The 18,337-nt window shown below is 69.8% G+C and carries 18 protein-coding genes; 5 read left to right on the forward strand and 13 right to left on the reverse strand.

Annotation, left to right across the window (positions count from 1 at the left end):
* Nucleotides 1–69 precede the first annotated feature (69 nt).
* Genes LGM42_RS14320 through LGM42_RS14345 form a run of 6 tightly spaced genes read right to left on the reverse strand, consistent with a single transcriptional unit; the run spans nucleotide 70 to nucleotide 5,708 of the window.
* On the reverse strand, nucleotides 70–1,536 hold the full coding sequence (locus tag LGM42_RS14320; protein ID WP_226232516.1) for an alginate export family protein: 1,467 nt from the start codon (nucleotides 1,534–1,536) through the stop codon (nucleotides 70–72).
* Complete coding sequence (locus tag LGM42_RS14325) at nucleotides 1,533–2,231, reverse strand: YoaK family protein (protein WP_060316377.1); 699 nt, start codon at nucleotides 2,229–2,231, stop codon at nucleotides 1,533–1,535. Before LGM42_RS14325 ends, LGM42_RS14320 begins: the two co-directional genes overlap by 4 nt.
* A complete protein-coding gene (locus LGM42_RS14330; RefSeq protein ID WP_226232517.1) occupies nucleotides 2,228–3,142 on the reverse strand; it encodes a VOC family protein in 915 nt (304 codons plus the stop codon). The genes LGM42_RS14325 and LGM42_RS14330 overlap by 4 nt, the downstream gene beginning before the upstream one ends.
* 26 nt (nucleotides 3,143–3,168) lie before the next feature.
* Complete coding sequence (locus LGM42_RS14335) at nucleotides 3,169–3,630, reverse strand: DoxX family protein (protein WP_099316306.1); 462 nt, start codon at nucleotides 3,628–3,630, stop codon at nucleotides 3,169–3,171.
* Nucleotide 3,631: 1 nt separating this feature from the next.
* Entirely contained in the window at nucleotides 3,632–5,521 is a 1,890-nt protein-coding gene (locus LGM42_RS14340; RefSeq protein ID WP_226232518.1) for an amidohydrolase, read from the reverse strand.
* A 19-nt stretch (nucleotides 5,522–5,540) separates the two neighbouring features.
* A complete protein-coding gene (locus LGM42_RS14345) occupies nucleotides 5,541–5,708 on the reverse strand; it encodes a DUF1427 family protein (protein WP_059573780.1) in 168 nt (55 codons plus the stop codon).
* 101 nt (nucleotides 5,709–5,809) lie between these two features.
* On the opposite strand from LGM42_RS14345, the gene LGM42_RS14350 reads away from it, so the two are divergent.
* The gene (locus LGM42_RS14350; protein ID WP_059573781.1) at nucleotides 5,810–6,733 is read left to right on the forward strand and encodes a LysR family transcriptional regulator; all 924 of its coding nucleotides are present in this window, start codon (nucleotides 5,810–5,812) and stop codon (nucleotides 6,731–6,733) included.
* Nucleotides 6,734–6,796: 63 nt separating this feature from the next.
* Here the strand turns inward: LGM42_RS14350 and LGM42_RS14355 are convergent, their stop codons facing one another.
* Nucleotides 6,797–7,483: a hydrolase gene (locus LGM42_RS14355; protein WP_124658917.1), complete on the reverse strand. Its 687-nt coding sequence runs from the start codon at nucleotides 7,481–7,483 to the stop codon at nucleotides 6,797–6,799.
* Nucleotides 7,484–7,761: 278 nt separating this feature from the next.
* Here LGM42_RS14355 and LGM42_RS14360 point away from each other — a divergent pair, with 278 nt between their 5' ends.
* The 4 genes from LGM42_RS14360 to LGM42_RS14375 are packed head-to-tail and all read left to right on the forward strand — an operon-like array spanning nucleotide 7,762 to nucleotide 10,992.
* Complete coding sequence (locus LGM42_RS14360; protein ID WP_060318211.1) at nucleotides 7,762–8,022, forward strand: DUF1427 family protein; 261 nt, start codon at nucleotides 7,762–7,764, stop codon at nucleotides 8,020–8,022.
* A gap of 25 nt (nucleotides 8,023–8,047) precedes the next feature.
* Nucleotides 8,048–9,628: a cation:proton antiporter gene (locus tag LGM42_RS14365; protein ID WP_226232519.1), complete on the forward strand. Its 1,581-nt coding sequence runs from the start codon at nucleotides 8,048–8,050 to the stop codon at nucleotides 9,626–9,628.
* Nucleotides 9,629–9,683: 55 nt separating this feature from the next.
* Nucleotides 9,684–10,076, forward strand: coding sequence for an OsmC family protein (locus tag LGM42_RS14370; RefSeq protein ID WP_059573785.1), 393 nt, complete (start codon nucleotides 9,684–9,686; stop codon nucleotides 10,074–10,076).
* A 31-nt stretch (nucleotides 10,077–10,107) separates the two neighbouring features.
* Complete coding sequence (locus tag LGM42_RS14375) at nucleotides 10,108–10,992, forward strand: pirin family protein (RefSeq protein ID WP_060011720.1); 885 nt, start codon at nucleotides 10,108–10,110, stop codon at nucleotides 10,990–10,992.
* Between the two features lie 55 nt (nucleotides 10,993–11,047).
* Here the strand turns inward: LGM42_RS14375 and LGM42_RS14380 are convergent, their stop codons facing one another.
* The 6 genes from LGM42_RS14380 to bcsE are packed head-to-tail and all read right to left on the reverse strand — an operon-like array spanning nucleotide 11,048 to nucleotide 18,333.
* The gene (locus LGM42_RS14380) at nucleotides 11,048–11,245 is read right to left on the reverse strand and encodes a hypothetical protein (RefSeq protein ID WP_059573787.1); all 198 of its coding nucleotides are present in this window, start codon (nucleotides 11,243–11,245) and stop codon (nucleotides 11,048–11,050) included.
* Nucleotides 11,227–12,783 carry a cellulose biosynthesis protein BcsG gene (gene bcsG, locus LGM42_RS14385; protein ID WP_226232520.1) on the reverse strand — a complete coding sequence of 519 codons (1,557 nt, stop codon included), beginning with the start codon at nucleotides 12,781–12,783 and terminating at the stop codon, nucleotides 11,227–11,229. Before bcsG ends, LGM42_RS14380 begins: the two co-directional genes overlap by 19 nt.
* 27 nt (nucleotides 12,784–12,810) lie before the next feature.
* Nucleotides 12,811–15,348, reverse strand: coding sequence for a UDP-forming cellulose synthase catalytic subunit (gene bcsA, locus LGM42_RS14390; protein ID WP_226232521.1), 2,538 nt, complete (start codon nucleotides 15,346–15,348; stop codon nucleotides 12,811–12,813).
* A complete protein-coding gene (gene bcsQ, locus LGM42_RS14395; protein ID WP_226232522.1) occupies nucleotides 15,345–16,124 on the reverse strand; it encodes a cellulose biosynthesis protein BcsQ in 780 nt (259 codons plus the stop codon). The genes bcsA and bcsQ overlap by 4 nt, the downstream gene beginning before the upstream one ends.
* Nucleotides 16,121–16,366, reverse strand: a complete 246-nt coding sequence (locus tag LGM42_RS14400) for a hypothetical protein (RefSeq protein WP_059640897.1) — start codon at nucleotides 16,364–16,366, stop codon at nucleotides 16,121–16,123. Before LGM42_RS14400 ends, bcsQ begins: the two co-directional genes overlap by 4 nt.
* On the reverse strand, nucleotides 16,363–18,333 hold the full coding sequence (gene bcsE / locus LGM42_RS14405) for a cellulose biosynthesis protein BcsE (RefSeq protein WP_226232523.1): 1,971 nt from the start codon (nucleotides 18,331–18,333) through the stop codon (nucleotides 16,363–16,365). The genes LGM42_RS14400 and bcsE overlap by 4 nt, the downstream gene beginning before the upstream one ends.
* Nucleotides 18,334–18,337: the final 4 nt, after the last annotated feature.

Raw genomic sequence — 18,337 nt, forward strand, 5'->3', positions numbered from 1 at the left:
GGACGAACGAAGGGCAGCCCCGCGGGGCTGCCCTTGTTCATGCCGCGGGCGGGTTGCCGCGCGCGGCCGTCACCACCCGTACTTCAGCTCGACACCGACGTAATCCGCGTTGTGCCCGCCCGCCTGCCGGATCGCGTCGCCGACCTGGAAGTGCACGGCCTCGACCGCGCCGATCAGGTTCGCGGCGATCGTCCAGTCCGCGCGCAACTGCACGTACATGCCCGTCCACAGGCCGCCCTTGCCTGCCGTGCCCGGCACGGGGATGTTCGGCTGCTGATAGACGGCGTCGCCGGTCGTCTCGCGCCACTGGAAGCCCAGCGCGCCGAGCAGCGACAGGTTCGCCGCCGGTTTCAGCGTCACGGACGGCTTCACGTGGATCAGGTTCGCGTAACTCGTATAGCCGGCCAGCGTGAAGTAATAGCCGTTCGGAAACAGCGGATTGAACGTGCCGACGCGGCCGTCGCGCGAATGCCGGTCGCCCGATGCCGCATCGACCTGCAGCGCGATGCGCGGCGACCACGGCGCGTCGAGCCTGTAGCCGGCGATCGATCCGACGGCCCACGCGCCGATCGTGGCGTTGCCGACCGTGCCGGTCTGCAGCATCGTTTCGAGATCCCAGTCGAAGCGCCCGTGCGTGCCCGCGTAGCGAACGTCCCATACATCGCGATGCTCGGGGCCGCTCGCATCGAGGAACCGCGCATTGCGGCGGTTGTAGCGCGACCAGTAGCCGGACAGGTCGCCCGGCCCGACCGATTGCCGCTCGAAGCGCACGCCGCTGAACGTGAGATCGCGATTCGACACGTCGTCGAAATCGGACGCGTTGCGGTTCTGCACCGGCTGCGTCGCATAGCCGATGAAGCGCCACTTCCCGTATTCGTAATCGGCCCACACCGCATCGAACGCGAGCCGCACGTTCGGGCCGTCGCGCGCGGCGATGAAGCGCTGCAGGTCGAACGCCATCTCCTGCCGGCCGACGCGAAACTTGACCGTGCCGCCGCCGAGCGCGCCCGTGTAGGTCGCGAATGCCTGTTCGAGATCGAGCGGATTCCTGTCGACGGGCGACGCCGTGTTCTTGCCGAACGCGCGTGCGTCCTGCAATTGCACGAAGAATTGCCAGTGCGGGCCGAGATGCGCATCGGCATGCACTTCGACGCGCTGGATCACGTACGTATCCGATTGCGCGGAGCCGATGCCGAACAGCGGCGCGTCGTTTGTCTCGAGCCGCTCGCGCAGGTTCACGCCGAGCGACAGATAGGATTGCGGATCGTTGCCGAGCGGGAGGTACTTCAATCCGTCGAGCGGCTTGCGCGGCACGCACGGATTCGCGAGCACCGACCAGTCTTCCTGCCAGCGGTTGAACAGGACGGTCGGGCGTTTGACGGTGCAGGTCGACGCCGACGACGCAGGCGAGGTCGACGCGGCTGCCGTTTCCGCGACCGCATCGGCGCCCGCGAACAGCAGCCCGGCGACGATCGACAACCGCGCGGCCCGCTCGACGCGGCGGCGGCAGGACCGCGTTCGCCTCCGCTCGATCATGCGCGCTCCGGGGTGGTCGTACCGGCCGCCCGCGACGCACACAGCGCAAGCACGGCCAGCGCAACCACGGGCGCGAGCAACGCCAGAAACCCGACGTAGCGGAACCCGAGCGCACCGCCCGCCGCACCCAGCGCGAACGCGACGATCGCCGGCAGCATCTTCGCGAAGCGCGCGCGCGCCGTTGCCCGCGCACCGTCGGCCGTGCGGGCGGACAGCATGTCGACGACGTCGAGGATCGCCTGCGTGACGTTGCCGGTCATCACCGTGTTCGGCACGCCGCCCGCGCGCGCGATCACGCGCGGATGCGCGTTCTGCACGCCCATCGCGAACGTGCCGACGATGCCGGCCAAGAGCGCCGGCAGGCTGTCGGGCTGCGTGACGGGCGTCGCCCACACGCCGGCCGCGCAGAAGCCGAGCAGCAGCACGGCCTGCACCGTGTGCAGCACGCGCATGCCCTGCCACGCGGGCCGCGCGGCCATCGACCGCGCGATCAGGCTCGCCGCGATCACGCCGCACACGAACGCCGGAAACACGCTGAGCTTCAGCACGACGCCCTGGCCGAAGCCCGCGATGCCCGCGCCGATCAGCACGAAGTTGCCGGTCACGTGCGCGGTGAACAGCCCGAACAGCGCGACGAAGCTCAGCGTGTCGACGAAGCCGGCCACCGCGGCAAGGATCGTGTCCTCGTGCTTCATCGCGCCGCGCTCGCGTGAATCTCGGCGACGTAGCCGCCCGGGAACTGCACGAGCGCCGCGTCGCGCCCGTCCGACTTGAACGGCGGCACGAGCACCGTCACGCCCGCGGCTTCGGCCTGCTTCAGCGTCGCGGCGAGATCGGGCACTTCGTAGCCGGTCATCTCGCGCCCGAACGGGTACGGCAGATGGCCGTCCGTCACCAGCACGGTCATCTTGCCGAAGCCCGACTCGATGCGAATGCGGCGGTACGTATCGTCCGGCCGGCCGATTTCGATGCCCGGCGCCTTCGGGTCGTCGGACACCACCTTGCCTTTCGAGAACTTGACGAAATCGTGCACGAACTTGCGCACGCTTTGCGGCGACACGTAGACGCGATTCTCGGGAATGGTCTGCAACGCATCGTAGTGCGGCGCCTGCGTGTGCCAGTACAACTGCATGTTCACGCCGCCCGCCCACGTGATGATCGCGTCGCGGCCGATCGGGTCGGGGAACGTGTCGACGATCACATCGGCGCCGTGCTCGCGCGCCGACTTCACCGCGACGTCCATGTCGGTGACGAGATAGCCGGTGCGCTCCGCGCAGAACGGATACGGGATCGGCGTCTTGAAACCGAACACCGAGATCGTGCCGACCGGCGTCAGCACGAGCTGCGACATCGTCTGGCTCGGCGTCGGCGTGACCTGGAACACGCCCTGCTTTGACTTCTTGCCGCCGAACGTCGCGACGAAGCTGTCGGTGAAGCGGTCGAAGTCTTCGGGAGCGACGCACACGTGCGTCGTGTCGTACTGCGGACCGACGGCCACCGTGGGTGCGACTGCCGGCGGCACCGGCGGTTTCGCGAACGCCGTCGGCGCGCCGGCAAGACCGCCCGCGAACATCGCGGCGAGCAGCAGGGAACGAATGGATTTCATCAAAGGATTTCCTGATTGTTGCATCGTCATCGAATGGAACGGCCATCATCGGCCGATTGCCGCGCATCGTCGAGCACCGTCGCGAGCACGAGTGCCGCGATCAGCCCGAGATGCTCGAAAAAGCTGTTGAGCGCCATGAAACGCTCGGCGCCCGTCCGGTTCCAGAAATCGTTCGCCACGAACATCGCGACGAGCGTCAGCATACCGAGGCTGCCGGCGCCGAGCCACGTGAAACGGCGAAATACCACGCACAGCGAGCCGGCGATCTCGACCGCGATCGCGAGCGCCGCCCACAGCGCGGCCGGCCGCAGGCCGAAATGCGCCTGCTCCGCGACCGCGCCGTGAAAGTCGAGCGCCTTCGCGGCGCCGCCGAGCAGGTAAGCGGACACCAGTGCGAGCCGCACGAGCGGCGGCACCCACGGCTGCGCGAGCAGCGCGCGGACCCATGCCGGGTTGCCGGCGCCGCCGCGATGGATCGGGGCCGCCATATCAGACCGCCCAGCACGAACAGCCGAACGCGCCCCAGAAACCCTTCGCGTCCGACGTCGGCAATGCGTTCGCCCATGCGCTCGCGTGCGCATGCTGGTGAACGTTGCATTCGTTCGCGCAGCCGCACATCGCGGCGGCCGCCGCGCGCTGCAACGGCGCGCCGGCGCGCTGCGTCGCGCCCCAGCCGCCATAGCCGCCGAACTCGCGCACCGGCGACCAGTCCGGCATCGCCGGCGGGATCGGCGCGTCGTGCGACGCGAACGGCCCCGCGCCCCACACGATCTTCCCGTCGACCACCGTCAGCAACGCGGTCGTGCCGGCGATATCGTCTTCCGCGCACGCGAAGAAATCGCGATCGGGGACCACCAGGTCGGCAAGCTGCCCCACCGCGATGCGCCCTTTCTTGCCTTCCTCGTTCGAGAACCACGTCACGTACTCGGTCCACATCCGCAGCGCGGTTTCGCGATCGAGCAGGTTGCGCTGCGGATACAGGCGCATGCCGCCGACCGTCTTGCCCGTCACGAGCCATGCAAGCGACACCCACGGGTTGTACGACGCGACGCGCGTGGCGTCCGTGCCGGCCGACACCTTGAGCCCCTTGCCGAGCATCTTCGCGACAGGCGGCGTCGCCTCGGCGGCCTGCGCGCCGTAGCGCTCCACGAAGTATTCGCCCTGGTACGCCATCCGGTGCTGCACCGCGATGCCGCCGCCGAGCGCGGCGATCCGGTCCATCGATTTCTCGGAGATGGTTTCCGCATGATCGAAGAACCAGTTCAGCCCGTCGAGCGGGATGTCTTCGTTGACCTTCTCGAACACGTCCAGCGCGCGGCTGATGGTTTCGTCATAGGTCGCGTGCATGCGCCACGGCCAGCGGTTTTCCGCGAGCACGCGCACGACGCCTTCGAGGTCGTCCTCCATCTGCGCAGGCAAATCCGGCCGCGCGACGCGGAAATCCTCGAAGTCGGCCGCCGAGAACGCCAGCATCTCGCCGGCGCCGTTATTGCGGAAGTAGTCGGTGCCATCGTGGTACTTGACGCTCTTCGTCCAGTTCACGAAGTCTTCCTTCTCCGCGTTCGGCTTCTGCGTGAACAGGTTGTACGCGATCCGGATCGTCATCTCGCCCGCGTCGTGCAGCTTGCGGATCACTTCGTAATCGTCGGGATAATTCTGCGAGCCGCCGCCCGCGTCGATCACGCCCGTCACGCCGAGCCGGTTCAGCTCGCGCATGAAATGGCGCGTCGAGTTGTACTGATACTCGAACGGCAGCTTCGGCCCCTTCGCGAGCGTCGCGTAGAGGATCGTCGCGTTCGGGTTCGCGAGCAGCAGGCCGGTCGGATTGCCCGCGGCATCGCGCAGGATCGTGCCGCCCGGCGGCTCCGGCGTGTCCTTCGTATAGCCGACCACGCGCAGCGCGGCCGCGTTCAGCAGCGCTCGGTCGTACAGGTGCAGGATGAACACGGGCGTGTCCGGTGCAACCGCGTTGAGCTCATCGATCGTCGGCAGCCGTTTCTCGACGAACTGATGTTCGGTGAAGCCGCCGACGACGCGCACCCATTGCGGCGCGGGCGTCACGGCGACCTGGCGCTTGAGCATCTCCATCGCGACCGCGAGCGACGGCACGCCGTCCCAGCGCAGTTCCATGTTGTAGTTCAGGCCGCCACGAATCACGTGGCAGTGGTTGTCGATCAGGCCCGGCAGCACGCCGCGGCCGCCGAGATCGACGACCTTCGTCGCGCGGCCCGCGAGCGGCATCACGTCCGCTTCGCTACCGACGGCGACGAAGCGGCCGGCGGCAATCGCGACGGCCGTCGCGACGGGGTTCGCGCGGTCGAGCGTCGTGATGCGCCCGTTGTGCAGGATGAGATCGGGTTGAGTATCGGTTGCGCTCATGATTTTGTCCTCGATGCGGTCAGAAGCCGAGCCAGTGACGAACCGGCGCGATGGCCTGCGCGCCGACCAGCATGCCGGCGAGGCCCACCAGCGCGATCAGCGGCGGTGCCGGCGAGCGCACCCTGATCACGCTGTACACGACGCCGATCAGCACGCCGGCGCTCAGTGAAAGTAGATAAGATTCCATAACGATTTTTCTCCCGGCCGGATTAGAATGACCCGCATCGCATCGGCCGCATGCTTCGCCGCCCTCGCATTCCCTTCGCTTTCCCGTCATCCCGTCCGACCATGCAACACCTTCCTGATCTCGAAGCCTGGGCCATCTTCGCGCGCGTCGCGGAGACCGGTTCGTTCGCGAAAGCCGCGGAAACGCTCGGCGTATCGCAACCCACCGTATCGAAAGCGATCGCACGCCTCGAAAAGCGCCTCGGCGCGATGCTGCTGTACCGCACGTCGCGCAGGCTGTCGCTCACGCCGACCGGCGAACTGCTGCGCGACCGTGCGATCCGGCTGCTCGCCGATGCGGAACTGATCGAAAACGAAGCATCCGCGCAGGCGCTCGAGCCGCACGGCCTCGTGCGCGTGAATGCGCCGATGTCGTTCGGGCTGCGCCACCTGTCGCCGGTGCTGCCCGCGTTTCTCGAGCGCTATCCGCGCGTCGACATCGATCTCGTGCTGACCGACCACATCGTCGACATCGTGTCCGGCGGCTTCGACGTCGCGATCCGCATCGCCGAGCTCAGCGATTCGACGCTGCGCTCACGCCGCCTCTGCGCGGTGCGCCGGCCGCTCGTCGCGTCGCCCGCGTATCTCGACCGGCGCGGCCGTCCCACGCATCCGCGCGACATCGAACAGCACGTATGCCTGACGTACACGAACCTGCCGACGCCCGAGCACTGGCGCTTCCGTCATCCGGCATCGGGCGAGGATTTCGGTGTGAACGTGCACGGCCGCATTCGCACGAACAACGCGGACGTGATCCTCCCCGCGCTCGTCGGCGGTCATGGTCTCGCGCTGCAGCCCGAGTTCCTGGTATGGGACGAACTGCAGCGCGGCGAGCTCGAGGAAGTGATGAGCGACTGGAAGATCGCGGACATCAACGTGAACCTCGTCACGCCGCCCGGCATGCTGCGCGCCGCGCGCGTGACGGTACTGCTCGATTTCCTCGCCGACCATTTCTCGCACGCGCCGTGGGCGCTGCCCGCCGCCTGAACGCGCGACGGCCGACGGCCGGCAATCGCCGCATCCCGTGCGGCGATCGCGGCCGGCGGCCCGTTACTTCGCCGGCACCGGCGGAATCGACTCGTGCGGCGTCGCGGTGCGCTGCGGCGCCTTGTGGAGCATCGTGTACGCGTAGTCCACGCCCATCCCGTATGCGCCCGAATGCTCCTTCGCGATCGCCATCACCGCGTCGTACGTCTCGCGGCGCGCCCAGTCGCGCTGCCATTCGAGCAGCACCTGCTGCCACGTGACCGGCACCACGCCGGCCTGCACCATGCGCTGCATCGCGATGTCGTGCGCGGCCTGCGACGTGCCGCCCGATGCATCGGCGACCATATAGATCTCGTAGTCGCCTTCGAGCATCGCGCACAGCGCGAACGTCGTATTGCAGACTTCGGTCCACAGCCCCGACACGACCACCTTCTTGCGGCCGTTCGCGGCCAGCGCGTCGCGCACCTTCTGGTCGTCCCACGAGTTCATCGACGTGCGTTCGAGCGTCTTCTGGTTCGGGAACACGTCGAGCAGCTCGGGATAGGTATGGCCCGAAAAGCTTTCGCTTTCGACCGTCGTGATCGTGGTGGGAATGTTGAAGACCTTCGCGGCCTTCGCGAGCCCGACGACGTTGTTCTTCAGCGTCTGCCGATCGATCGACTGCACGCCGAACGCCATCTGCGGCTGCTGGTCGATGAAGATCAGCTGGCTGTTCTGCGGCGTCAGTACTTCAAGCTTCGGGTTGCTCATGGCGGATGGGTCCTGTGAACGGAAAAAGGGGGGCCTGCCTCGACCGTGAAAACGGGAGGAGCCCGGAATGCGTCGGCGCCGGATCGTCGTCATCCGGACCCGAACATTTAAGCCGCAAACGCGCGGCGCGAACACCCAAGGAATGGAATCGATCCGATTCCCGAATGGATGGCCGTTCCGGGCCGCCCGCCCTTTTTTTCTTCACGCAAACCCGATACGCTCTCAAGACTTTGACGGCGCCGCTCCAGCGCCGCTCGGCCCTCACGAGGCGCACCCCCATGAAACCGTATGTCCTCTCGCTGCTCGCCGGCATCCTCGCCGGCGTCATCTACGGCGCGATCGGCGTGAATTCGCCCGCGCCGCCGATCATCGCGCTTCTCGGCCTGCTCGGCATGCTGGCCGGCGAACAGATCCTGCCCGTCGCGCGCCGGATGCTGTCCGGCCATCGGCTGAACACCGCATGGCGCGACGCGCGGTGCAGCCAGCACATGTTCGGCGCGCTGCCGGGCGGTGCCGCGAACGACCGCAAGCCTTCTTGATCCACCCCATCGCCGCCGGCCGCGCATGACCAACGTCGAGTTGTTCCATTACCTATTGCTGTTGATCTGCGGCGCGGGCGCGCTCACGTGGCTCGCCGAACGCGTGTCGATTCCGCCGGCCGTCGTGCTGCTGCTCGGCGGCTGCGCGGTCGCCGTCGCCGGCAAGCGCGTGCCCGACATGGACCCGGCGCTGCTGCTCGCGGCCGTGCTGCCGCCGCTCCTGATGTCGAGCGGGTTCTACACCGCCTGGAAGGAATTCCGGCAGGAGCTCGCGTCGATCGCATCGCTCGCGCTCGGGGCCGTGGCGTTCACGACCGTCGCGGTCGCGCTCGCCGTGCATGCGGCGAATCCCGCACTGCCGTGGGCCGCGTGCTTCACGCTCGGCGCGATCGTGTCGCCGCCCGACGCGGTCGCCGCGAAGGCGATCCTGCAGCGCCACCCGCTGCCCGCGCGGCTCGTCGCGGTGCTCGAAGGCGAAAGCCTCGTCAACGACGCGTCGGGCCTGCTGCTGTACCAGATGGCCGTATCGGCCGCGCTCGCCGTGTCGATCACGGCGGCGAGCGCCACCGGCCTGTTCTTCTCGCTCACGCTGATCGGCATCGCGGTCGGCCTCGCGTGCGGCCACGCGATGTGCTGGGTGCTGCCGCGCCTGCGCGACCCGATGCTCGGCATCGTCGTGACCTTCGCGATGGCATGGGGCAGCTACGGAATCGCGGAAGCGGTCGCCGGCTCGGGCGTGCTGTCGGTCGTCACCTGCGGCCTCGTGCTCGGCGTGCGCCAGCATCGCGTGTTCGACGCCGACATGCGGATCAAGGCGAAGGCGACGTGGGAAGCGATCGTGTTCGTGCTCGACGCGCTCGTGTTCATCCTGATCGGCCTCGCGCTGCACGCGATCCTCGCGGGCGTGAACCACGAAGGCGCGGTGCTGATGGCCGGCCTGCGGGTCGCGCTGCCGGCGACGGCCGCCGCGATCGGCGCGCGCATGATGTGGGTGTTCGCCGCGATGTGGCTGCCGGGCCGCCTGCGCGCGCGGCGCGCGGGCCACGCGGCGTGGTCGTGGCGCGAAGCGGTCGTGCTCGGCTGGTCGGGCATGCGCGGCGTCGTGAGCCTCGCGGCCGCGATCGCGCTGCCGGCCAATTTCCCCGGCCGCGACCTGATCCTGTTCAGCACGTTCCTGCTGATCATCGCGACGCTCGTCGTGCAGGGCGGCACGCTCGCGCCGCTGATCCGCGTGCTGAAGCTGCGCCCGGCCGCGCGCCGCACGATGTCCGAGCACGCGGTGCGCGCGCACACGTTCGGCGCGGCGCTCGCCGAACTCGATGCGCGCGAACAGCGCGGCGCCGGCCTCGAGCGTGAATCGCTCGACCGGCTGCTGACCGAATACCGCAACCGCGTCGCGTTCAACGAACGCGCACACCGCGACGGCGCGGCGCCCGCCGACGTGCGCGCGCGGATGCTGCGCGTCGAGCTGGAGCTGGTCGGCGTGTCGCGCGACGCGCTGCTCGACCTGCATCGCGACGGCCGGGTCGACGACGCGGTGCTGCACCGCATAGAATCGGAGCTGGATTTCGAGGAGCTGCGGCTGCAGCGCCTGCTCGAACCGTAACGTCCGGCCCGCGGCATGCCCGGCCGGCCCGGCCCCTTTCCCACCTGGAATTGCAATGAGCGAACTCACCGTCGAAGCGAGCATCGGCCCGGTCGATTACCTCGTCCACTTCACCGATGGCGTCCACCAGTGGCGCGCCGACGAACCCGCGTCGCTCGGCGGCGGCGATACGGCGCCGACGCCCGTCGCGCTGCTGCTGTCGAGCCTTGGCGCGTGCACCGCGATCACGTTGAAGATGTATGCGCAACGAAAAGGCTGGCCGCTCGACGAAGTGCACGTGAAGCTCGCGCACGAATCGGGCAGCGCGGGCAGCACGATCGTGCGCCGCATCACGCTCGACGGCGAGCTGACCGATGAACAGCGCGAACGCCTGCTGCAGATCGCGAATGCATGCCCGGTGCACAAGATCCTCACGCACCCGATCGCGATCGACACGGCGATCGCTTGAGTATTCCCGCCCCCGTCACGAGATTCCCGTCATGTCCGCCTCGATCAAGACCCTGCTCACGCCGCGCGAAAGCGACATCGGCAACCTCGTCGTGCGCCGCGTGCTGCCCGCGCGCGCCGCGCGCCTCGTCGGCCCGTTCATCTTCTTCGACGAGATGGGCCCGGCCGTGCTGCCGGCCGGCCACGGCATCGACGTGCTGCCGCATCCGCACATCGGGCTCGCGACCGTCACCTACCTGTTCGACGGCTCGCTGATGCATCACGACAGCCTTGGCTTCCGGCAGAAGATCGTGCCGGGCGACGTGAACTGGATGACCGCCGGCCGCGGCATCGTGCATTCGGAACGCTCGCCCGACGAGGATCGGCCGCGCGAGCAGCCGGTGCACGGAATCCAGACCTGGGTCGCGCTGCCGGTCGAGCATGAAGACACCGCACCCGCGTTCGTTCACCATGCGGCCAACACGCTGCCGTCGTTCACGCGCGACGGCGTGACCGTGCGCGTGATCGCGGGCACCGCGTTCGGGCTCGTGTCGCCGGTCGCCGTATTCTCGCCGACGCTCTATGCGGTTGCGGAGTTCGCGTCGGGCGGTACGCTTACGCTCGATGCGGAACATGAAGAACGCGGCGTGTATCTCGTCGACGGCGACCTCACCGTCGACGGCACGCCGCTCGCCCCGGCGACGATGGCCGTGCTCGAACCCGGCGCGAGCGTGGCGCTCGCCAGCGCGAACGGCGCACGCGTGATGTTGCTCGGCGGTGCGCACCTGCCGGGCGAGCGATTCATCGAATGGAATTTCGTGTCGAGCGAACGCGCGAAGATCGACGCGGCGCGGGCCGCGTGGGCCGATCAGACCTTCGGCAAGGTGCCGGGCGAAGAAAACGAATGGACGCGGCAGCCGGAACGCAAAGCGCAGTAGGCAGCCTGCCCCGACAAGGCGACGACGGCCGGCCATCATGCCGGCCGTCGCGCGTTTACCGCTTCAGCCCCATCAGCTTCGCGAGCACCGGCCAGCGATCGAGTGACGCGTCGAACGCGCGGCGCGCCTGCTCGTCGACGTAGCGCTCGGGATCGAGCGCGGGCAGATGCCGCGCGAGGCCGATCACGTCGTTCGGTTGCGACAGGCGATCGTCGTCGCCTTCGCCGGTAATCGTCACTGTTCGTCGATCCATACGCCATCCGGAGTTTTCACCGCGTAACCCGCGGCCGTCTGCATCGTCACCGTGCCCTCGTTCTCGCCGATCATCCGCGTGCGCGGCAAATCGGCCGCGTATTGCGCGAGCGTCGCGCCCGGCTTGAACGGACTGTTCGACACGAGATTCGACAGCAACTGCGCGAGCGCGAGGAAGCTGGTCGGCTGCTCGATCACGGTCGTCGCGCCGTGGTTGCCGGTGAAGCCGACGAGCCGCACGCCGACCGGCCCGTGCACGATGCGCGGCGTCGGAATCTCGCGCAGCCCCGCGATCTGGTTCTTGTCGCCGCGCAACGCGGCGCCGTGCTCGGGCACGAACACGATCACCGCGCGGCGGCCCGATTGCGCGATCAGGTCGGCGAGACGGTCGAAGTCGGTCATCAGTTTCGTCGCGCGCTGCGGATACGAGTCGAGGCTCGTCAGCGCGCTGCCGACGACGCGGTTGCCGTCGTGCAGGCTGATCGTGTTGTAGTACAGCGCGACCGGCCCCGGCACCGACGCGCGCTGCGCGTACCAGTTCGCGAGCGTCGCATAGTCGTCCTTGATCCCCGAGCCGTCGAACGCGTGCATCGCGACGGGCGCGGCCGCGTTCGAGATCATCGGCGCATCGGCCACGCCGATGTTGTCGTGAATCACCTGCAGGAAGTTGTCGAAATGGCCGTCGTGGTTCAGCAGCGACTGCACCGTGTAGCCGGCGCCCGCCAGTTGCGAGAACAGGTGGCACTGCTGCGGCGCGGGTTTGTACAGGTCCGCATGCGCCTCCTGCCCGCAGCTCGCGCGCAGCACGCGGATCGCCGCCGGGCCGCTGTAGCTCGCGGCCGTGCTGAAGTTCGTGAACAGGTAATCGAAGTGGCTCAGCATCGGATGGTTGCGCACCTTCGCCGCATCGAGGTCGTCCCACGACAGCGAGCAGACGTGCAGCACGATCACGTCGAACTGCGCGGCCGGGTCGCTGCCGAGATGACCGAACGCGACCTGGCGCTGCGATTCCTGCGCGCGGAACGTCGCGAGCGCCGCGTTGTGATCCTCGGGCGCGTCCACGCGCGTGGCGCCCGCCGCGTTCGCCTGGGGCTGGGCCGGCGCGACGACGCGCGCCATCAGCCCGCTGCCGGCCTGCCACAACGGCATGACAACGAGCACGGCCACCACGAACGTCGCGACGCGCAGCCAGCGGTTGACGATGAAATAGACGATCAGCACGCCGACGATCGTCAGCGCGAGCACGGGCGGCAACAGGCGCGGCAGCAGCTCCATCCAGTAGTCGAGCCGGAACGTGCTGACTTCGCGCGCGGCCTCCGCGAGACGAGCGAGCGGCGGCGCATGCAGCTCGCGCGCGAGCAGCGGCACCGCGATCGCGATCGCCACGACCTGCCGGACGATGCGCCATGCGCGCGACCGGATCGGCGCGCTCGCCACCAGCGCCACCGCGAACGCGAGATTCGCGAGCCAGAACGGCTGCAGGCGCCCGGTCGCGAACAGCGCGAACTTCAGGATGAAATACAGATTCCAGAACGTCATCTAACCCACTCCATGATGCGCGCCGCGTCAGTCGCGCGCGCGATCGAGTTTCGGCGCGAGCATGGCCTGCACGCCGCGCGCCGCACCCTTCCACATTCGTACGTAACCGTCGAGCCCGATCCGCAGCACTTCCTTGAGCCCGCCGAGCGGCGTGTCGGGCCGCGCGCCCTCGCGCCAGTCGAGCCACGCATCCGCGCGGCCGAACGTGCATTGCACGAGCTGACGCTCCTGTTCGAGCGTCAGCGCCTCGAAGCTCACGCCGACGTGGGTCGGCGTCACACGGGTCACGCGCACCGGGAACGGAAACGCGCGGTCGCCGCGCGTCACGCACACCGTCAGCGTGTCGCCGACCGCGAGCGGCAGCCCCGGCACGGCGTCAAGACCGAGGCCGCCGGTCGAGTAGTCGCTCGTGAAGCACGCGGCGGTCGAGCCGTCGGCGAGCAGCAGCATCGCCGGCACGCGCATCGCGATCCGGTGCGTGACGCGCACCTGCTTCGTCTCGCGCGCGACGGCCAGCGCCGCGCCGAGCATCGCGAGGTTGTATACGGTCCAGCCGAGCGTGATCAGGATCGTCGACGCCTCGTCGCCCTGGTCGGCCACGAGCCGCCACAGGCCGGCGACGATCGCGAGCACGTTCAGCGCGAACAGCACGAGATACGGCTTCGACGTCGACCAGTCGACGTAGCCTTCGTCGATCTTGCCGCCCTTGTCGGTCACGTTGAACTTGCCGTGCTTCGGGCTGAAAAACGCGACGGTGGTCGGCAGCGCGATGTACCACGCGAGCACCGATTCGTAGACCTCGGCCCAGAACGAATGCCGGTAGCGCCCCTGCATCCGCGAGTTCGCGATGTTCGCGAGCACGAGGTACGGGATCACGTAGCTCGCGAGCGCGAGCGACGACGCGTTGATGAAGTACAGGTGGAAGAACAGGTACGCGAGCGGGATCGTCAGGAATACCAGGCGCGGAATCCCGTAGAAGAAGTGCAGCATCGCGTTGCCGTAGCAGATTCGCTGGATGAAACCGAGCCCGCGCCCGAGGAACGGGTTGTCGATGCGGAAGATCTGCGCCATCCCGCGCGCCCAGCGCGTGCGCTGCTTCACGTGGCCGGCGAGGCTTTCGGTCGCGAGGCCGGCCGCCTGCACGGTCGGCAGGTACGCCGACGTATAGCCGCGCCGATGCAGCTTGAGCGCCGTGTGCGCATCCTCGGTCACGGTCTCGACCGCGACGCCGCCGACCTCCTCCAGCGCGCTGCGCTTGAGCACCGCGCACGATCCGCAGAAGAACGTCGCGTTCCACAGGTCGTTGCCCGACTGCACGAGGCCGTAGAACAGGTTGCCCTCGTTCGGCACCTCGCGGAACGTGCCGAGGTTGCGCTCGAACGGATCGGGCGAGAAGAAATGGTGCGGCGTCTGCACGAGCGCGCACTTCGGGTCGCGCAGGAACACGCCCATCGTCGTCTGCAGGAACGAGCGCGTCGGCACGTGATCGCAGTCGAAGATCGCGATGTACTCGCCGTGCGTCTTCGGCAACGCGCGGTTGATGTTGCCGGCCTTCGCGTGGAGATTGTCGTCGCGCGTCAGGTAGTCGATGCCGGCCTCGGCCGCGAATGCCGCGAACTCCGGGCGCCGGCCGTCGTCGAGCAGGTACACGCGCAGCTTCGCGGCGGGCCAGTCGATGCTCTGCGCGGCGAACACGGTCGGCTTCACGACCGACAGCGGTTCGTTGTAGGTCGGGATATAGACGTCGACGCTCGGCCAGGTGTCCGGATCGTCGGGCAGCGGCACGATCGGCCGGTCGAGCGGCCATGCGGTCTGCACGAAGCCGAGCAGCAGGATCATCCACGTATAGGCTTCGGCGCCATACAGCAGGTAGCCGGCGACGGCCTCGATCGGGCTGCGGAAATCGAGCGTCTGCGTCGTGCGCCACCATACGTAGCGCACGGCCGCGAGCAGCGCGAGCGACGCAAGCGCGAGGGTCGGCAGATGGCCCGGCAGGCGGCGCAGCGCGAGCGCGAGCACCGCGACGATCGCGAAGAACGCGAACTGCGCGCCGGGCATCAGCGGCGACATCCCGGCCGCGGCCCACAGCACCGCGCCGGCCACGAGCAGCAGCGGCGCGAGCCAGCGGCGCCGGCCGACGCCGTTCGCGCGCGCATCGAGCCAGCCGCCCCAGCGCGCCCACGGCAGACGTTCGAGCGTCGCGTTGATGCGCCGGCCGACCGCGCGCCCGGCCACGTAGACGGGCACCACGCACCTGTCGAACCACGCGAGCGGATCGCGCGCGGGCCGGCCGTCGGCCGCGCGCGGCGCGCGCACGATCGCGCGCCACAGCCATTCGCGCACGCTGAGCGGCTGCAGCACGCCCCAGTCGTGCGCGAGCTGCAGGAACGCGACGCGCACCCAGCGGCGCACATGATCGGGCCGCCCGGCCGGCGGCGCGTGGAAGAACAGCCGCACGAACCAGTCCAGCCGCGTGCGTTGCGCCGGCAGCCCGATGCCGCGCGCGCACCAGTCGGCTGCTCGACGGCCGAGCGCGCGCAGTCGCGACGCGAACGCGGCCTTCATCGCATGGCTCCCGCGCGGCCGGCGACGACCGCCTTCAGCCACGTATCGACCCAGTTCGCGACGCCGTTCAGGTCGTGCGACGCCTGCGAATACGGCGCGTCGTCGAAGATCCAGCTGCCGCGCGCGAGCGCTTCGGGCACGGCCGCGTCGACGTGAACGCGCTGCTCGAGCATCGACGCCGGCCCCGCGACCGCGCGCAGCATCGCCAGCGCGTCGCGCTGCATGTCGCGCGCCGGGTTCAGCCGGTTCACGACGATCCGCAGGTCGCCGCCGCCGGCCCGCAGCGCGCCGAGCCGCGCGGCCGTCGTCGCGCAGGCGACCGGCTCCGGCGGCACGACGACGAGCGTCAGGTCCGCGCACCGGATCGCCTGCTCGGCCTGCGGCGACGGATAGCGGGCGGTGTCGATCAGCACGACGCCGTCGGCCGGCAGCGCGATCTCGTGGAGCGCGCGCGCGAGCCACGCCGGATCGGCCACGAGCCGCGCATCGCACGCGGCCGCGCCGGCCGCGTCGACCTGCCCGTACGGCACGAACAGCACGCCGTCGGCGTTGCCCCACGTATGCGTGTGCCACGGTTCGGCGCCGCCCAGCAGGCCGTGCGCGAGACCGTGTTCGGCCAGCGTATCGAGGCCGAGCGTCGCGCCCATCAGGTTCTGTGCATCGAATTCGACGGCGACGACCGGCCGGCCGCGGCGCGCGAGCAGCACCGCGAGCGCGGCGGCGAGCGTCGTGCGGCCCGCGCCGCCCGTCGTCGACGTGAGAGCGATCGTCTTCATCGTGCCGCCTTGCTGTCGCGCTTGCCGCGCTGGTCGCCTTCATCGCCTTCGTCGCCGCCCGCGCCCGGCAGCAGGCGGCCGCGCAGCGCGACGGGCACGAGTTCGCACGGCACCGCGTCGCGCCGGTCGATGCCGCGCGGTGCATGAAAGCCGCGGCCGATGCCGAGGTGCTGCGCGACGATCCACACCGGCACCGCGATCACGATACCGACGATGAAGCCGATGACGAGTTCGGCGATCATGCGTCCTCCTGCTTGCGCAGCGGCATCGCGCTGCGAATGGCGCCGCGCGCACGCACGGCGGGAATGACGGGGTCCGGCGCCGCGGCGTCGGCGGCAGCGGGCGCGGACGCCTGCGGCACGCCGATCGCGTCGAGCGCGACGACGGTATCGATCGCATCGATCGCGTCGCTCACCTCGCTCGCGTCGGGCAATGCCGCACCGGGCGCGACGGGCGTGGCCGCTGCGCGCGCGGCGCCCGGCGGCCGCGCCGCCGCGAACAGGTCGCTGTAATCGGCGATCGGCGCGCGCCGGTTCTCGGCCTTCAGCGCGTCGAGCTCGGTGTCGATGCTGCCCTGCCCCAGGCACACGACGCGATCGGACAGCGTATCGACCGGCACGTCGAAGATCCGCGCGAGCGCGTCTTCGGCATCAACCGGCTCGCACGCGAACAGGAACACGAACAGGTGCCCGGCATCGGCCGTCACGACGTCGCCCGCGCGACGCGGCCGGCAATGCCGCAACGCGTCGACGTGCGACACGCCCGGCAGCAGCGTGAGCTTCGCGAGCGTATGCGGCAGCGCGAGCACCGCGCCGCGATCGAGCACCGCGCGAATCCGCTGGCAGAACGCGCCGACCGGCAGGTAGCCGAGCACCGAATCGCCGAGCGCGGCCGCGAGCGCCGCGCGATAGTCGGCCGCGACGGGCCGCGCGTAGAGCTGGCCGTGCAGCGCGTGCACGGCGGCCTGCATCCGCGACACGGGCAGGTCGCGCGCGACGACGCGGTTCGCGCCGACGCTCAGCACGAGCATCTCGAACTGCTGGCGCAGCACCTCGCCGCGCTCGACGACCGCGATCTTCAGCGCGCCGCCGCACTGCCGGCGCAACGTATGCACGTCCGCGCACAGCGCTTCGAGCTGCGCATGCGAGCGGAACACCAGCACCGCGGTCGCGGCCTGCGCGTTCGCGCACGCGGCGACGACGGCCGCGTTGTCGTCGACGATCTCCCAGCCGTCCGGCACGCGGCTCGCGCCGTCGAGCACCGCGCGGCTGACCACCACGCGATCCTCGTCGCTCGCGAGCTTCATCCGGTGCGCCGGTTCGGTCGCGCCGCCATCGACGCTGGCGGTCAACCGGCCGCCGGGCGCGAAGCGCAGCGGCCGCACCTCGCCGGCCGCGAGCGTGTCGCCCGCGCGCCAGAAATCGACGACCCACAGCAATTCGCCGTGCGTGCGCTGCAACTGCGCGACACCCGAGCAGATTCCGTGGAAGGCGCTGCGCGGCGCGCGCTGCGCATCGCGCACGAGCGGCGCATCGTCGGCACGCGTGTCGCCGCCTGCCCGGGCCGCTTCCGGGTCGAGCAGCAGCACGAGCGCGATCCGGCGGGTGCGGCACCAGCCGGCCAGCGCGTGCGCTTCCTCCGCGAGCGCGACCGGATCGTCCCAGCTGAACCAGCGCTGCGCGCCTTCGACGAAATACAGCGACCGGGCATGCAGCCCGTAGCGCTTCATCGCGCGCAAGCCGCCCGTCAGCCGCGCGAACGGGCCGGGCGCCGCGCGGCCCGACGCGCCGCCGGCCACGCCGGCATCGGCGCCGGCGTCGGCCGGCTCGGCCGCCGGCGGCATCGCCAGCACGTTCAGGTTGCGCGGCCAGCCGGCCGGCTGCGCGCCGCCCGCGAAGCCGAGCGATGCCATCTGCGCGGCGACGCTCGACGGATCGCGCGCCAGCACGATCGTGACGTCGCGCGTGCGCGCCTGCCGCGCGCTTTCCCACACGAGCGCGTCGCATCCCGGCGTGCCGCCGGCCGCGTAGATCGCGTAAAGGCCGCCGGCGTCCAGTTGCGTCCAGGCGTCGGGCAGGCCGTCGATCGCGAGCCGGCTCGATGCGCCGGCACGGCCGCCCGCCGGCCCCATGCGCAACAGCGCGCGCACGCGATCGACCAGGCCGGTGGCGCCGGGCGCGAGGCGGGTAGCATCGAATTCCGTAGTCACGCGT

It is taken from the genome of Burkholderia sp. AU39826, from assembly GCF_020419965.1.
Lineage (GTDB): Bacteria > Pseudomonadota > Gammaproteobacteria > Burkholderiales > Burkholderiaceae > Burkholderia > Burkholderia semiarida.

What these genes read in the sequence shown, in the direction of transcription:
- LGM42_RS14320 (WP_226232516.1), bottom strand. Translation starts at nt 1,536, where the DNA reads ATGATCGAGCGGAGGCGAACGCGGTCCTGCCGCCGCCGCGTCGAGCGG.
- LGM42_RS14325 (WP_060316377.1), bottom strand. Translation starts at nt 2,231, where the DNA reads ATGAAGCACGAGGACACGATCCTTGCCGCGGTGGCCGGCTTCGTCGAC.
- LGM42_RS14330 (WP_226232517.1), bottom strand. Translation starts at nt 3,142, where the DNA reads ATGAAATCCATTCGTTCCCTGCTGCTCGCCGCGATGTTCGCGGGCGGT.
- LGM42_RS14335 (WP_099316306.1), bottom strand. Translation starts at nt 3,630, where the DNA reads ATGGCGGCCCCGATCCATCGCGGCGGCGCCGGCAACCCGGCATGGGTC.
- LGM42_RS14340 (WP_226232518.1), bottom strand. Translation starts at nt 5,521, where the DNA reads ATGAGCGCAACCGATACTCAACCCGATCTCATCCTGCACAACGGGCGC.
- LGM42_RS14345 (WP_059573780.1), bottom strand. Translation starts at nt 5,708, where the DNA reads ATGGAATCTTATCTACTTTCACTGAGCGCCGGCGTGCTGATCGGCGTC.
- LGM42_RS14350 (WP_059573781.1), top strand. Translation starts at nt 5,810, where the DNA reads ATGCAACACCTTCCTGATCTCGAAGCCTGGGCCATCTTCGCGCGCGTC.
- LGM42_RS14355 (WP_124658917.1), bottom strand. Translation starts at nt 7,483, where the DNA reads ATGAGCAACCCGAAGCTTGAAGTACTGACGCCGCAGAACAGCCAGCTG.
- LGM42_RS14360 (WP_060318211.1), top strand. Translation starts at nt 7,762, where the DNA reads ATGAAACCGTATGTCCTCTCGCTGCTCGCCGGCATCCTCGCCGGCGTC.
- LGM42_RS14365 (WP_226232519.1), top strand. Translation starts at nt 8,048, where the DNA reads ATGACCAACGTCGAGTTGTTCCATTACCTATTGCTGTTGATCTGCGGC.
- LGM42_RS14370 (WP_059573785.1), top strand. Translation starts at nt 9,684, where the DNA reads ATGAGCGAACTCACCGTCGAAGCGAGCATCGGCCCGGTCGATTACCTC.
- LGM42_RS14375 (WP_060011720.1), top strand. Translation starts at nt 10,108, where the DNA reads ATGTCCGCCTCGATCAAGACCCTGCTCACGCCGCGCGAAAGCGACATC.
- LGM42_RS14380 (WP_059573787.1), bottom strand. Translation starts at nt 11,245, where the DNA reads ATGGATCGACGAACAGTGACGATTACCGGCGAAGGCGACGACGATCGC.
- bcsG (WP_226232520.1), bottom strand. Translation starts at nt 12,783, where the DNA reads ATGACGTTCTGGAATCTGTATTTCATCCTGAAGTTCGCGCTGTTCGCG.
- bcsA (WP_226232521.1), bottom strand. Translation starts at nt 15,348, where the DNA reads ATGAAGGCCGCGTTCGCGTCGCGACTGCGCGCGCTCGGCCGTCGAGCA.
- bcsQ (WP_226232522.1), bottom strand. Translation starts at nt 16,124, where the DNA reads ATGAAGACGATCGCTCTCACGTCGACGACGGGCGGCGCGGGCCGCACG.
- LGM42_RS14400 (WP_059640897.1), bottom strand. Translation starts at nt 16,366, where the DNA reads ATGATCGCCGAACTCGTCATCGGCTTCATCGTCGGTATCGTGATCGCG.